This window comes from Mesorhizobium sp. 1M-11 (assembly GCF_001303895.1).
In the GTDB taxonomy this organism is placed as follows: domain Bacteria; phylum Pseudomonadota; class Alphaproteobacteria; order Rhizobiales; family Rhizobiaceae; genus Mesorhizobium.
In genome coordinates, this window is the sequence record NZ_LJSD01000012.1 from 26851 (window position 1) to 40536 (window position 13686).

Genomic DNA, 13686 nt, shown 5'->3' on the forward strand with positions numbered 1-13686 from the left:
TCGACCATGTCTCACCCCCCCTTCATGGGCGACAGGATTTCGATGCGGTCGCCGTCGGCGATGCGGCAGGTCTCGCGCTCTCTGGCCGGCACCACTTCGCCGTTGAGCGCGGTCGCCAGCCAGCCGCCCTCGTAGTCGAGTTCGGCAAGCAGCGCCGCCAGCGTGCCGGCGCCAACCTCGCGGCTTTCGCCGTTAATGATGAGGCGCATGGGCAAGCTCCCTTTGCGTGCTGAAAATCATGTCAGCCGCCTGCCTCGCCATTGCCGGCGCCAGCAGGAAGCCGTGGCGATACAGACCGTTGATGCTGATCCGGTTTCCCTCGCGGCTGACGCGTGGCAGGTTGTCGGCGAAAGCCGGGCGCACGCCGACGCCTGCCTCGACGATCTCGGCCTCGCCGAAAGCCGGGTGCAGCGCATAGGCGGCCCCGAGCAGTTCCATCATCGAACGCGCGGTGACCGGCTCGCTGGCGTTGCTTTCGATCATGGTCGCGCCGACCATGAACAGGTGATCGGCGCGCGGCACGACATAGACGGGAAAGCGCGGATGCAGCAGCCGGACGGGGCGTGCCAGCGAGACCTCCGGCGCATGCAGCAGGAGCATCTCGCCGCGCACGCCACGCAAGTCCGGGACGCCTGCTGCGATGCCGGTGCAGTCGGCCTCGATGTCGATCGTTTCCGGCACCCGCACGGCGCCGTAACCGAATTCGAAGCGCACGCCCATGCCGACCAGTCTGTCCTTGAGGCTTACCAGGGCACGGCGCGGATCGAGATGCGCTTCCTCGGCGAAGAACAGCCCGCGCCGGAACCGGCCGGCAAGATCCGGCTCGAGCGCGGCAACGGCCTCTTCGCCAATTGTCGCGAACCCGGCCGTGCGCCGTGCGAAACGGTCGAGCTCGCCTGTATCCCGCGCCGGCGCCGCCACCAGCGTGCCGGTGCGCACGACCTGCCCCGGCAGGATACTGTCCCACCAGTCAAGCGCCAGGCGCCCCAGCGTGACGACCGCCTCTTCCGCGCTCTCGCGCTCGCACCAGGGCGCCAGCATGCCGCCGGCAGCCCATGAGGCGCTGCCGGCGAGGCGATGCCGCTTTTCGATGACGGTGACGTCAGCGCCGTGTGACGCCAGCTCGAAAGCCAGCGTCAACCCGGCGACGCCGGCACCCTTGACCAGCGCTTTCATGACCGGTCCGTCCCCGCCTCCGTTGCTTCGACGGAAGCGGCCACGTCGACGATGTCGACGGAATCGAGAGGCAAATAGAGATCGCCACCGACGCGGAACTTTTCCGCCATCGCCGCCATGCCTTCCTTCTGCGCCTCGGCACGGATGTCGTGCGAGATGCGCATGGAGCAGAATTTCGGCCCGCACATGGAGCAGAAATGCGCTACCTTGTGCGCTTCCTTGGGCAAGGTCTCGTCGTGGAAGGCGCGCGCGGTTTCGGGATCGAGCGAGAGGTTGAACTGGTCTTCCCAGCGGAACTCGAAGCGTGCGCGGGACAGAGCGTCGTCCCTGACCTTGGCGGCGGGATGGCCCTTGGCGAGATCAGCGGCGTGGGCGGCGATCTTGTAGGTGATGACGCCGACCTTCACGTCGTTGCGGTCGGGCAGGCCGAGATGCTCCTTCGGCGTGACGTAGCAGAGCATCGCGGTGCCGAACCAGCCGATCATGGCGGCGCCGATGCCGCTGGTGATGTGGTCGTAACCGGGCGCGATATCCGTGGTGAGTGGCCCGAGCGTGTAGAACGGCGCCTCGCCGCAGACGGCGAGCTGCTTGTCCATGTTCTCCTTGATCTTGTGCATCGGCACATGGCCGGGGCCTTCGATCATCACCTGGCAATCCTTGGCCCAGGCGATCTGCGTCAGCTCGCCCAGCGTCTCCAGCTCGGCGAACTGCGCGGCATCGTTGGCGTCGGCGATGGAGCCTGGCCGCAGACCGTCGCCCAGCGAGAACGACACGTCATAGGCGCGGCAGATGTCGCAGATCTCCTCGAAATGCTCGTAGAGGAAGCTTTCCTTGTGATGGTAGAGGCACCATTTAGCCATGATCGAGCCGCCGCGGCTGACGATGCCGGTGACACGGTCGACTGTGAGCGGGATATAGGGCAGCCGCACGCCGGCATGGATGGTGAAATAGTCGACGCCCTGCTCCGCCTGTTCGATCAGCGTGTCGCGGAATACCTCCCAGGTGAGATCCTCGGCAACGCCGCCGACCTTTTCCAGCGCCTGGTAGAGCGGCACGGTGCCGATCGGCACCGGCGAATTGCGCAGTATCCAGTCGCGGATGTTGTGGATGTTGCGGCCGGTGGAAAGGTCCATCACCGTATCGGCGCCCCAGCGGGTCGCCCAGACCATCTTTTCCACCTCTTCCGCCATGGACGAGGTGACGGCCGAGTTGCCGATGTTGGCGTTGATCTTGACCAGGAAATTGCGGCCGATGATCATCGGCTCGGCTTCCGGATGGTTGATGTTGGCCGGGATGATGGCGCGGCCGCGCGCGACCTCGTCGCGCACGAATTCCGGCGTGACGTAGTCGGGAACTGCCGCGCCGAAGCTTTCGCCGTCGCGCTGCAGCTTCGTGTGCACCGCCTGGCGGCCGAGATTCTCACGGATGGCGATGAATTCCATTTCGGGCGTGATGATGCCGGCGCGCGCATAGGCGAGCTGGGTGACGGCGCGCCCGTCCTTTGCCCTGAACGGCTGGTTGCGCACCGGGAATTCCGGTGTCAGCCGCTCCCCGGAGACGAAGCCATTGTCCTCGGGCTTGACCAGCCGGCCTTCGTAGCGTTCGACATCGCCGCGCGCGACGACCCAGTCCTCGCGCAAGCGCGGCAAACCACGCTCGATATCGGTCTGCACGCTGGTGTCGGTGTAGGGCCCGGACGAATCATAGACCGTGACCGGCGGCTCACCGGCGGTGGGGTGCACGGAAATCTCGCGCATCGGCACGCGCAGGCCGGGGTGGATGACGCCCGGCTTATGGACCTTGCGCGATGCCGGCAATTCGCCAACGGTGACGGTCGGGGTATGGATATTCATGAGCGAGCCTCCTCGAGCGTAAAGGAGACCCAGTCCATGCGATGAGGAGGAAGTGACGTTTCGCTGAATGCACTATGGGCATTCTGCCCTATGGCCAAAGCCGGAAAAGTGCCGACCCGCAAAGCGTTCCCACCGTCCCTACGCCAGTATGAACTGGATCAGGTTCAACGGGTCACTGCGCGTTCAGCAGTATCTCAGCCCCTTGTCGGGACCCCCCTGGTGAGCCTCAAAGGTGAACGACAAGCGGGCATTCTGTCAACAGGGTTGCGGGCAGAAGGTGAGAGGACGCCTTCGCGGGTTGGCTCCACCTACGGCAAACGCAGGTTGTTTCCCTGGGCATCGAACACATGCGGGGCTGTGGAAAAGGACAATGGAAGCGTATCGCCGGAACGAACCGACGCGCGCTCCTGTGCCGGTACGATCAGCGCGGTTCCGTCCTGGGTCACAGCGTAGATGAGCGTGGAGCCGCCAAGATTTTCGGTGATTTCCACCTTGGCGCTGAACACCGGATTCGCGGCATCGATCCTGATGGCTTCCGGGCGCAGGCCGATTGTGACCTGACTGCCTGCTTGCGGCAGCCGCGCAAAAGGTCCGGAAATAGACTGTGGCCGGGAAAAGGCTGGACACGCGACCTGAAGGCCATGCGCCGAGGCGCTTTCCACCTTGCCGGACAGCAAGGTCATGCGCGGGCTGCCGATGAAGCCGGCGACGAAAAGGTTGGCTGGGTTGTCGTAGAGATCGATGGGGGTGCCGATCTGCTCCACCAGCCCGCCACGAAGGACGACGATCCTGTCCGCAAGTGTCATCGCTTCGACCTGATCATGCGTGACGTAGATCATTGTTGCGCCGATCTCGCGATGGATCTTGGCGATCTCGACACGCATCTGGGTGCGAAGCTCGGCATCCAGATTGGAGAGGGGCTCGTCGAACAGGAAGATCTTGGGCTTGCGCACTATGGCGCGGCCAATGGCGACGCGCTGCCGCTGGCCACCGGAGAGTTGCTTTGGTTTGCGTTCGAGTAGTGGTTCGATCTGCAGGATGCGGGCGGCCTCCGCAACACGTGCCTTGATCTCAGCCTTCGGCACCTTGTTGACCTGCATGCCGAAGGCGATGTTGTCGAAGACCGACATATGCGGGAAGAGCGCATAGGACTGGAAGACCATCGCGACGTGGCGATCGGCCGGATCGGCATGGGTCAGATCCTCCCCATCGATCGAGATCGAGCCCTCGCTCGTTTCTTCGAGGCCTGCGATCATGCGAAGCAAGGTCGACTTGCCGCAACCCGAAGGGCCGACGAAGACGACGAATTCTCCCTTCCTGGCTTCGATCGAAACTCCTTTGACCACCTGAACGGAGCCGAATTGCTTGGTAACGTGATCGATCCTGAGAAAAGTCATGGGACAGAACTGTTGCTCCGGGTTTTCTTGCGGGGATGGCGGCGGGCCGAATGGCCTCGCCATTCGGCGGTCGTTCAGCCGCGCGCCCATGCGGGCAGCCAATCGCCATGTGCTGCGATCAGCCTATCGACGAGGGTCCAGATCTGATCGAGATCGAGTTCGGCCGCAGTGTGCGGATCCATCATCGCCGCATGGTAGATGTGTTCACGGTTTTCCGTTGTCAGCGCCCTGACGGTGAGCTCCTGCACGTTGATGTTGGTGCGGATGAGTGCGGTCAGTTGCGGCGGCAGATCGCCGACGACGGTTGGCTGGATGCCGTTTGCATCGACGAGGCAAGGCACTTCCGCGACGCAATTGTCCGGCAGCGAGGTGATCGAGCCATTGTTGCGCTGGTTGCCGTAGATGGTCGACGGCTCGCCGGTCCAGACCGAATTCATGATGGAAGAGGCATATTCGTGGCTCTCCTTGATGTCGATCGTGCTGGCGCCTTTCAGCGTCTTGGATTCCTCCTTCCAGCGGGCGATCTGCTCGACACAGCGTTTTGGATACTCATCGAGTGGGATGCCGAATTTCTCGATGAGGTCGGCACGGCCGTCCTTGATGAAATAGGGCGTATACTCCGCGAAGTGCTCGGAGCTTTCAGTGACGAAGTAGCCGAGCCGCGTCAGCATTTCATAGCGGACCTTGTTCGGGCAGCGCGGGTTCCAGTGACTTGGTTTCGGGAAGCGCCCTTCGCGGTAGCCCCGCACCAAGTCGGGATAGAGGTTGCGATAGCTGCCGTCCACCTGGCGATGTTCGAAGGTCAGGAAGAACGCCATGTGATTGATGCCGGCGGCGCGGTAGCGAATTTCCGAAACCGGGATATCGAGATCGCGCGACAGTTCGTAGGCGGTGCCCTGAACGGAGTGACACAGCCCCACCTGCCTGATTGACGGATACTTCTCGGCGATTGCCCAGGTGTTGATCGCCATCGGGTTCACATATTGTAGCAGGATCGCGTCGGGGCAGACCTGAAGCATGTCCTCGCAGATGTTCCAGAGATGCGGCACTGTCCGCAATCCGCGCATGATACCGCCAACGCCGAGCGTGTCGGCAATCGTCTGACGCAGGCCGAATTGCTTGGGGACCTCGAAGTCGGTCACCGTGCAGGGCTCGTAGCCTCCGATCTGAAAGGCGACAACGACGAAATCCGCTCCTTCCAATGCCTTGCGCTGGTTGGAATGGGTTTCAATGGCGGCATTGGCGCCAAGCGCCTGCACAAGTTTGCCGGCAACGACTTCGCTTTCCTTCAGCCGCTCGGGATTGATGTCCATCAACGCGATCACCGCGTCCTGGAGCGCGGGGCGATACAGCACATCGCCGATGATGTTCTTCATGAAAACGGTGGAGCCGGCTCCGATGAAAGTGATCTTTGGGCGTCGCATTGCGGGTTCTCGATGGGATGAAAAGGGATTGTGAAGGTTCCTCCGACGTCAGGGAGAGAACGCCGGAGGAAGATCCTGCCGCGGGAGAGATGCGCCAGGAATTCGAATTGAGAAGCTCGCCCGGCCTTATTGTTGGAGCGTGATCTTTTCCGAAAACCGGGTCCATTTTTCGGGATCACGCTCTAGCTAGAGCATGCCATTGGCCTGGTCGTTGGCTTCCTTGAGGATGGTTGCGGGATCACCCTTGCCAAGCAGGACGTTCTCGATGGCCGTCGTCAGGATCGCCGATATCTCGGAAGCGCGATCGGAGATCGGGAACGGAAAAGTGGTTTCCGGTGTCGCCAGCTGGACAAAGGCGGACACGTCCAGTCCCTTCGCCTTGTGTGCCTCTTCGGCCGCCTTTGCTGCTTCGGGACGAGCGGGGAAAACGACGCCGGATTTGCCGACGATCGTCTGGCATTCCGATCCGCCGAGATACTTCACCCATTTCCAGGCTTCGTCCTTGTGCTGGGATCCGGACCAGATGCTGTCGGACAGACCGTTGAACATCGAGCGGCGGCCATCCGGCCCCTGCGGCAAGGGTGCAAAGCCGAATTCAGCCTTCGAGGTGTCCCGATAGGAGGAGATGTTCCACGAGCCATCCGGAACGATGGCCGCCTTTCCGGCAGCGAAGATCGCGGTGGCATTCAGCCTGCCGGTCTGCTCCTGGCTAAGCGCGAAGCCCTTCTTCAAAGCAAGATCGCGTATCCAGGTCAGCGTTTCGGCAAGCGCCGGGCTGTCATAGCCATACTGCTTGCCCCACGGCTTATCGATCGGCTTGAACCCGTCGGAGACGGCAAGGAAACTCCATTGCGTCTGGCCGTAACCGTCAACGGTGTTGGTTGCCCAGCCATAGACGGAAACCTTGGACTTGTCGAAGCCGGTTTCGTCACCGCGCTTGCCGTTTTGATCCACGCTGAGGCGCGCGACGATCTTCTCGAGCGAGCCGCCATCCTTCGGGTTCCAGGTGAGGTTCTTTAGCTCTTCCTCGCTGATGCCGGCATCGGCAACCATCTTCTTGTTGTAGATGAGAGCGATCGTGTCCCAATCTTTCGGCAAGCCATATTGCCGGTCGTCCTTGTTCCAGCTTTCGGCAAGACCTGGGAGATAGGCCTTCATCTCCACCTTGTCGGCCGCGATACGGTCCGTTAGGTCATCCATCACACCGTTCGCCAGGAATTCCGGAAAGCGGCTGAGATGGTTGACGAACACGTCCGGCGCCGTGCCTGCGACAAAGGACGTGCTCAGCGTGGTCCAGTAATTGTCCCAGCTGTCCTGCTTGATGTTGATCTTGATGCCGGGATTTTCAGCTTCGAACTTGTCGGCGCATTGGCGATAGACGGGAGCCTGGTTGGCGTCCCACATGGCATAGTTCAAGGTCACATCCTCGGCCCAGGCAAACGAGGATCCGAGCGTGGTAAGCGCGGTTGCGGTGGCAAGAACGCCCGTCAGGTGTCTTTTCCCCATCAGATATTCTTTCATTGTCTCTCCTCCACTTTTCGATTCGACGTCTGGCCGGCTACTTCAGGCCGCTGGTCTGCAGCGACTCCACGATTTGCCGGCCGAATACGATGAGCATGGCGATGACGGGCAGGATCGACAGCACGATCGCTGCCATGAGCCCGCTCCAGTCGGGATTGCCCCGGCCCGTCTGGCTCATGAAATCCGACAGGGCGACCGCCATGACACGAACGCTGGGGTCGCGCCCCACCAGGAAGGGCCAGAAGAACTCGTTCCAGGAATTGATGGACAGCAGGATCGCCAGAGTGGCGATCGGACCTTTCTGGATGGGCAGTGCGACGCGCCAGAAGATCTGAAACTGGGACGCCCCCTCGAGCCGCGCCGCCTCGTCGAGCTCTTTCGGCGCGGAAAGGAAGAACTGGCGCAGGAAGAACACAGCGAAAGGCGTCATCAGGATGGTCGGGGCAACCAACCCGGCAAAGCTGTTCAGGAGACCGAGCTGCTTGATGAGGACAAAGTTCGGGATGAACAGCACCACGCTCGGGATCATGGTGGCGGCAAGGAAGGCGAAGAACAGCTTGTTGCGGCCCGGAAAGTTCATGCGGGCAAAGGCGTAGCCGGCGAGCGCCGAAAAGAAGATCTGCCCCGTGACCGTCAGCGCCGTGTAGATGACGCTGTTTCGCAGTGCGAACATGAAGTCGATCGGCGAAGCGCGGAATGCCGACACCTCGATGGCCGAAGGCAGGCCCATCACGCGCAGGAAATTCCCGGGCGTATAGGCATTCGGCAGCAGGCTCGAAGCGCTGGTGTAGACGTCGTCCGGATAGGTGAGGCCGATCTTGAGCGCCATCCACAGCGGCAGCAGGGATATGAAGACGAACAAGGCGAGGACGGGATAACCCAGGACAGCCTGTGGAGTGAGCTTCTTCATCGCGGCCTCAATCCAGATCCGACTGATCTGCCCGCAACACCCGCATCTGCAGAAGCGTGACGAGGATAAGCGTGGCGAACAACACGACGGAAATCGCCGACGCGTATCCCATCCTGTTGAATTTGAAGGCGTTCTCGTAGATGTACCAGAGAATGACGCGGGTCGAATTGGATGGCCCGCCCGCAGTCGCCACGGCCACGACGTCGAAGACCTGAAACGAACCGATGAGGCTGGTCACCACGACAAAAGCCAACACGGGACGCAGCAGCGGCAGGGTGATGCGGCGGAACATCGTCCACTCCCCCGCCCCCTCCAGCCGGGCTGCTTCGTAAAGATAGCCAGGGATGGCCTGAAGGCCGGCATAGAACAGCAGTGCGGTCAGGCCCGTATGTCTCCAGGTGGAGATGGCAGCCACCGACACCATCGCCTGATCCGGAGAAGCGAGAAAACCTTGCGGCGAGACACCGAAGAAGGTGAGGAATGCATTCACGAGGCCAAGGATCGGATCCAGCATCATCATCCAGACGAGCGCGGCGACCACATTGGAGATGAGATAAGGCGCGATGATCGTCGCCCTCAGCCAGACGGCGCGCGCCAGCCGGTCCGAGAGCACTGCCAGCAACAGGCCGAGCACGGTCTGCAGCGGAATGTTGTAGAGGACATAGGCCAACGTCACCTTGGCCGAATGCCAGAAATTCCCGTCCGAGAGCAGCGTCGCATAGTTGCCAAGCCCGACGAATTTCGGTGCACGCATCAGGTTCCAGTCGGTCAGGCTGATCCCGACGGCGCGAACGGTGGGCAGCAGGTAGAAGATCAGGAAACCGACAAAGGCCGGGGCCACGAAGAGATAGCCGATCAAGGCCTCCTTCCGCCGCCTCTGACGCAATGAAACGTTCCTCGCACGTCCTGGCATACGATCTCCACCCAATCGACCATTACACGTGTTAGCCTCCAGAATTTTCATTCCTAACACGTGTTAGTAATGCATAATGACGAAAAGCCATTGTTGTCAAGCCACGTCTTCGGTTGTAGGTCATATCCAGGGCGAAGCGACTGAATGCGTTGACAAAAGTCAGTGCGGCTCGAACGCCCGGAGGCTGCTGATGAGTTCCACCCGTGTGACCAGTCATGATGTGGCACGCCGCGCCGGCGTATCCCGTGCGACGGTATCGCTGGTCCTGAACCGTTCGGAAAGCGTGGTTCTCAGCAAGGAGACCCGCGAACGCGTGATGCAGGCTGCTGCGGAACTCGGTTACAAGCCCAATTCGGCCGGCCGCATGCTGGTGAGCGGCCTCACGGAAACGATAGGGCTCGTGGTCTCCGATCCTTCGATCCTGCTGGTCGACCAGTACATTCCGCAGGTCCTCTACGGTATCGAAAAGGCCAACCGCGAGATGGGCTTCCACGTCCTGGTCGAGGGGCTTGAAGCCCACGGCAAAGGCGGAGCCTATGACAATCTCGTGGAATCGCGGCGCATCGACGGTTTGATCGTGGTCAACCCGCGTGCCGGCGACGAAGCGCTGTTTGCCCTCATCGACAAGAATTTTCCTGTCGTCCTTGTCGGTTCAATCCGCCACCCCTCCGAGATGTCGGTGACGTTCACCACGCGCGAGGCAATCAAGGCAGCCGTCGATCACGTCGTCGGCCTCGGCCACAAGCGGATCGGGGCCATAACGTTTTCGCCACGAGGCTTCGTAGCGACCGATGCGCGATTGACTGCACTGGAACGCAGCCTGCAAGACCACGGACTTTCACTGCACAAGGACGCGGTGGAAGAGGGCGATTTCAGTGCCGAAAGCGGCTACGCGGCAGCAACAGCACTCTTGCGTCGTCGCCCGGACATCACCGCACTTTTTGCGGGCAACGACACGATTGCCATTGGCGTCCTCAACGCAGCGCAGGAACAAGGCCGCCGCGTTCCGGACGACCTTTCCATCATCGGATTCGACGATCTGCCCTTCGCTCCGTGGCTGACGCCCCCGTTGACCACGATCAAGACGGACGGCGTCCGACAAGGGACAATCGCTGCTCAAATGCTGTTTGCGCGACTGAACCACAAGCCCCTGGAAAACAAGCGTGTGCGGCTGGAGCCGGAACTGGTGGTGCGACGCTCAACCGGACCTGCGCGGTTGTGACAGTCGGGAAACGAGCCTTCGGAGCCGACAGTTGTCGACGCGATCCAAGTCACGCAGATCTTGAGTAAATCGACTGGGCGCGAGGCTGTACCCGCGCACATTGACGGCCTGTTCAGTCGGAAACGGCCGCCTCGAAGGCTTGTCAGTGCGAGGCGGAGACCACGCCGTAGCCGTCGACGGCGATATGGTTGTTGGCTGCATCGGCTGCGTAGATGCCGAGACCGCACACAACGATCGCGGACAGCATGAAGAAGGACAGAAGCGCTGCTTTCACGGAGGTCATCTCAAATTGAGCCTTCTGTATTGTCCTGCAAAGGAACGGTTACGAATGTGTTGAAACGCACACGTCGCGGCGGTGTTTCAGCACATTTGCGTGTCTGGACGATGCTTGTTTCGGCTTGTGTGACGCTTGTGCCACAGTGGGACACCGGCGCCGCCAAGTCAGCCGCCGCCTTCTAGGAAATCGACCTGACACAGGCCAAGCCCGAAATGCGCCATCCACAGCGGAATCCGGCGGGCGTGCCAAATTTGCCACGCGGACGTTGCGGAAGCTTACGGGCGCGTTTCAGGTGACAGGAATCGGCGGCCGACACGCCTCGTCATCGCTCCCTGAAAACCGCCAGAGCCCGCTATCCATCTTCTCCGATGCAAATCGAAATTGTTTCGGAGACCGATTATATTTGTTTGAAACCGTTTCATTTGATGATCAACTAAAAGTAAACAAAATTACAAATCGATCTACCGAATAAATTTCTCAAACTAAACAAACATATATGAAAACCAAAACAATTGAAACTATTTCATATGGAATCATTATTGCGAAATAGAACACGAATATGTGATCAGTCGTTGCTGTACAGCTACACATCAACTTAAGTGATGCGACGTAATATCATTCAATGCTATTTGAGCTTAAAAATATTCAGGGTGCGAGGTTGATCGTACATACTCGGAACCCAGTATCGATAGGGGATTACAGTGAACATCAGAACGCTTCTTTTAGGTTCGACTGCGGCTTTGATTGCCGTATCAGGCGCGCGCGCCGCTGACGCGGTCGTCGTCGCCGAGCCGGAACCCGCTGAATACGTCAAGATCTGCGACGTCTACGGCGCCGGCTACTTCTACATACCTGGCACCGAGACCTGCCTGCGCGTCGGCGGATATATCCGCTACGACGCTGCGCTTGGGGATCGAGGCACTTTCGATGGCGCCAAGACCAACGACCGCCTCAATGGCAAGGAACAGGATACCTGGAACAAGAACACCCGCTTCACGCTGAAGACCTGGACCGGTCAGGAGACCGAACTCGGCACCCTGAAGACCTACACCGAGACTCGCTTCAACTTTGGCAACGACAACAGCAATGCCGACGCCCGTAACAGAGGCATTTCGCTGAACTTCGCCTGGATCCAGCTCGGCGGCCTGCGCGTCGGTAAGGACGAGTCGGCCTATGACACCTTCATCGGCTATGCCGGCAACGTCATCCAGGACACGATCGTTCCTTACGGCGAGTTCGACACCAACCTGATCAGCTACACCTTCGACGCCGGCAACGGCTTCTCGGCACTCGTCTCGCTGGAACAGGGCTCGGGCAGCTATGATACCTTCGTCAAGGACGGGGCTGGCAACTGGGTTCCGGGCATCGTCGACAACACCATCGACAGCTACGCTCCGAACGTCGTGGTCGGCGCCAAGTATAGCCAGGGCTGGGGCGGCATCACTGGTGTCGTCGCCTACAATCCCAGTTGGGAAGAATGGGCCGGCAAGGTACGTCTCGACGTGAACGCCACCGATCAGATTTCCCTGTGGGTCATGGGCGGCTATGGCACCGACGACAATGCCGCGCGCAGCTTCTACAAGCCATGGGGCGGCAATTGGGCCGTCTGGGGCGGCGGCGCCTACAAATTCAACGAGAAAACCACGTTCAATCTCCAGGCTTCGTATGACGAGCAGGAGAACCTGGGTATCGCCGCCAACGTCGCTTATCAGCTGGTTCAGGGCTTCACCGTCACGGCCGAAGTTGACTACCTCAACGAAGGCAAGCGCGGCGATGCCGACTGGCTCGGCGACTGGACCACGACAGACAAGAAGAGCAGCGTCGGCGGCATCCTCCGCTTCCAGCGCGACTTCTAGGAAGTTTCTCCTTTAGCGGGTGCCGGTTTGACCTCCAGTCATTCGCTCTTTTTATCGAGGTGAGAAATCACCTGAGATCGGCCTGGACTGTCTCGGCCGATCTCCTCGAAAGTTCTCGGCCCCCGGTCCTCCAGGACTCATGCAGGCCGAACGAACCAGGACTGCAGGTTGGGACATCCTGATGCCGTCGTCCCACGAGCAACTTCGGCTCGACCTTTTCGGCGCAGACGACATCGATGATCCAGCTGAACCGCGGCCGCCACCCCTGTCGGCCGCGGTTCAGCTTTGGCTGCAAGAGGCACTTCGGAACGTTGCAGGCGAATCCGGTCGTAACATTTCCGTGTTGCGGGAACTCCCTTTCCCCGCCTGCATTTTTCGTTTGCCGGATCGGGAACTCCGGCGAGGTCAACACCACCAAATGGAAGCGGATGATCGATCAGTGGAGCATGCTGTGGGAGGGACCTCGTCTGTTCCCATTCATGACAGGGCTATCTTCTTTTCTTCCAGGCCTCTTCGGAAGCTATCGGGGTGCCGCGACTTCAGTGGATGATATGCGGACAGGTCGACAATGGAAGAACAGGAAAGCCCGATCACAATTTTCGAAGACATGGGGGAGATAGTCAGGCGTCTACAGGACATCTACGAAATCGCACTGCAGGGTACGGGTCTCTCGCTGGCAGAAGGCGCGACCCTGTACCGGATAGCGCACGGCGGCGCCAACAGTCAGAAGATGCTGGCCGACAAACTGCGGATCGAAACACCAACCTTTGCACGTCTGGCCAGAAGGCTTGAGATCAGGGGACTGATCCGGCGCTTCGAAGATGACAGCGACCGTCGCGTCAAGCAGCTGTTCGTTACCACCGAAGGCATGGCGCTGGTCTCGAAACTCACCGAGAAAGTCGCCGCCGATACAGCGCAATTGCTGGCCTGCTTCGGTCGGGCCGAGCTGGAAGCCACGAAAGCGGTTGTCAGAGGCATCTCGACAAATATCGGTGCCCTTGCGCGCGACAGAGTAAGATAGCGTCATCCCACACCACCGGCGCATTCCCGGTTGCCACCCAGGCACATTGGGCGGCAGCGCTTTTGCGCCGGTATCGGCCGGTCGCGAATGTACAGGACGGCCCTCTTCCACTACCT

The 13686-nt window shown here is 60.5% G+C and carries 12 protein-coding genes and 1 riboswitch; of the genes, 3 read left to right on the plus strand and 9 right to left on the minus strand.

Annotated features, from left to right (window positions below; genetic code table 11):
• Nucleotides 1-11: 11 nt before the first annotated feature.
• The 8 genes from thiS to AO692_RS07955 form a co-directional block, all read right to left on the minus strand.
• Nucleotides 12-209: a sulfur carrier protein ThiS gene (gene thiS, locus AO692_RS07920; RefSeq protein WP_054309520.1), complete on the minus strand. Its 198-nt coding sequence runs from the start codon at nucleotides 207-209 to the stop codon at nucleotides 12-14.
• A complete protein-coding gene (gene thiO, locus AO692_RS07925; RefSeq protein ID WP_054309521.1) occupies nucleotides 193-1176 on the minus strand; it encodes a glycine oxidase ThiO in 984 nt (327 codons plus the stop codon). Before thiO ends, thiS begins: the two co-directional genes overlap by 17 nt.
• A complete protein-coding gene (gene thiC, locus AO692_RS07930) occupies nucleotides 1173-3029 on the minus strand; it encodes a phosphomethylpyrimidine synthase ThiC (RefSeq protein ID WP_054309522.1) in 1857 nt (618 codons plus the stop codon). Before thiC ends, thiO begins: the two co-directional genes overlap by 4 nt.
• Nucleotides 3030-3146: 117 nt before the next feature.
• Nucleotides 3147-3257: riboswitch (TPP riboswitch) on the minus strand.
• A gap of 80 nt (nucleotides 3258-3337) precedes the next feature.
• Entirely contained in the window at nucleotides 3338-4426 is a 1089-nt protein-coding gene (gene ugpC / locus AO692_RS07935) for a sn-glycerol-3-phosphate ABC transporter ATP-binding protein UgpC (protein ID WP_054309523.1), read from the minus strand.
• Between the two features lie 74 nt (nucleotides 4427-4500).
• Complete coding sequence (locus tag AO692_RS07940; RefSeq protein ID WP_054309524.1) at nucleotides 4501-5850, minus strand: alpha-glucosidase/alpha-galactosidase; 1350 nt, start codon at nucleotides 5848-5850, stop codon at nucleotides 4501-4503.
• 186 nt (nucleotides 5851-6036) lie between these two features.
• Nucleotides 6037-7371, minus strand: coding sequence for a sugar ABC transporter substrate-binding protein (locus tag AO692_RS07945; protein ID WP_054309525.1), 1335 nt, complete (start codon nucleotides 7369-7371; stop codon nucleotides 6037-6039).
• 37 nt (nucleotides 7372-7408) lie between these two features.
• On the minus strand, nucleotides 7409-8281 hold the full coding sequence (locus tag AO692_RS07950; RefSeq protein WP_054309526.1) for a carbohydrate ABC transporter permease: 873 nt from the start codon (nucleotides 8279-8281) through the stop codon (nucleotides 7409-7411).
• Nucleotides 8282-8288: 7 nt separating this feature from the next.
• Nucleotides 8289-9140, minus strand: coding sequence for a sugar ABC transporter permease (locus AO692_RS07955; protein ID WP_244483287.1), 852 nt, complete (start codon nucleotides 9138-9140; stop codon nucleotides 8289-8291).
• A 244-nt stretch (nucleotides 9141-9384) separates the two neighbouring features.
• On the opposite strand from AO692_RS07955, the gene AO692_RS07960 reads away from it, so the two are divergent.
• Entirely contained in the window at nucleotides 9385-10416 is a 1032-nt protein-coding gene (locus AO692_RS07960) for a LacI family DNA-binding transcriptional regulator (protein WP_054309528.1), read from the plus strand.
• 142 nt (nucleotides 10417-10558) lie between these two features.
• Here AO692_RS07960 and AO692_RS33280 read toward each other — a convergent pair whose 3' ends face one another.
• On the minus strand, nucleotides 10559-10699 hold the full coding sequence (locus tag AO692_RS33280) for a hypothetical protein (protein ID WP_162531845.1): 141 nt from the start codon (nucleotides 10697-10699) through the stop codon (nucleotides 10559-10561).
• Between the two features lie 695 nt (nucleotides 10700-11394).
• On the opposite strand from AO692_RS33280, the gene AO692_RS07965 reads away from it, so the two are divergent.
• Together AO692_RS07965 and AO692_RS07970 are read left to right on the plus strand one after the other, a co-directional pair.
• The gene (locus AO692_RS07965; protein ID WP_054309529.1) at nucleotides 11395-12549 is read left to right on the plus strand and encodes a porin; all 1155 of its coding nucleotides are present in this window, start codon (nucleotides 11395-11397) and stop codon (nucleotides 12547-12549) included.
• A gap of 568 nt (nucleotides 12550-13117) precedes the next feature.
• On the plus strand, nucleotides 13118-13570 hold the full coding sequence (locus tag AO692_RS07970) for a MarR family transcriptional regulator (protein ID WP_054309530.1): 453 nt from the start codon (nucleotides 13118-13120) through the stop codon (nucleotides 13568-13570).
• Nucleotides 13571-13686: the final 116 nt, after the last annotated feature.

Coding starts and splice junctions, on each gene's coding strand:
- ugpC (WP_054309523.1), bottom strand. CDS start 4,426: ATGACTTTTCTCAGGATCGATCACGTTACCAAGCAATTCGGCTCCGTT.
- thiC (WP_054309522.1), bottom strand. CDS start 3,029: ATGAATATCCATACCCCGACCGTCACCGTTGGCGAATTGCCGGCATCG.
- AO692_RS07950 (WP_054309526.1), bottom strand. CDS start 8,281: ATGAAGAAGCTCACTCCACAGGCTGTCCTGGGTTATCCCGTCCTCGCC.
- AO692_RS33280 (WP_162531845.1), bottom strand. CDS start 10,699: ATGACCTCCGTGAAAGCAGCGCTTCTGTCCTTCTTCATGCTGTCCGCG.
- AO692_RS07940 (WP_054309524.1), bottom strand. CDS start 5,850: ATGCGACGCCCAAAGATCACTTTCATCGGAGCCGGCTCCACCGTTTTC.
- AO692_RS07960 (WP_054309528.1), top strand. CDS start 9,385: ATGAGTTCCACCCGTGTGACCAGTCATGATGTGGCACGCCGCGCCGGC.
- thiS (WP_054309520.1), bottom strand. CDS start 209: ATGCGCCTCATCATTAACGGCGAAAGCCGCGAGGTTGGCGCCGGCACG.
- thiO (WP_054309521.1), bottom strand. CDS start 1,176: ATGAAAGCGCTGGTCAAGGGTGCCGGCGTCGCCGGGTTGACGCTGGCT.
- AO692_RS07970 (WP_054309530.1), top strand. CDS start 13,118: ATGGAAGAACAGGAAAGCCCGATCACAATTTTCGAAGACATGGGGGAG.
- AO692_RS07945 (WP_054309525.1), bottom strand. CDS start 7,371: ATGAAAGAATATCTGATGGGGAAAAGACACCTGACGGGCGTTCTTGCC.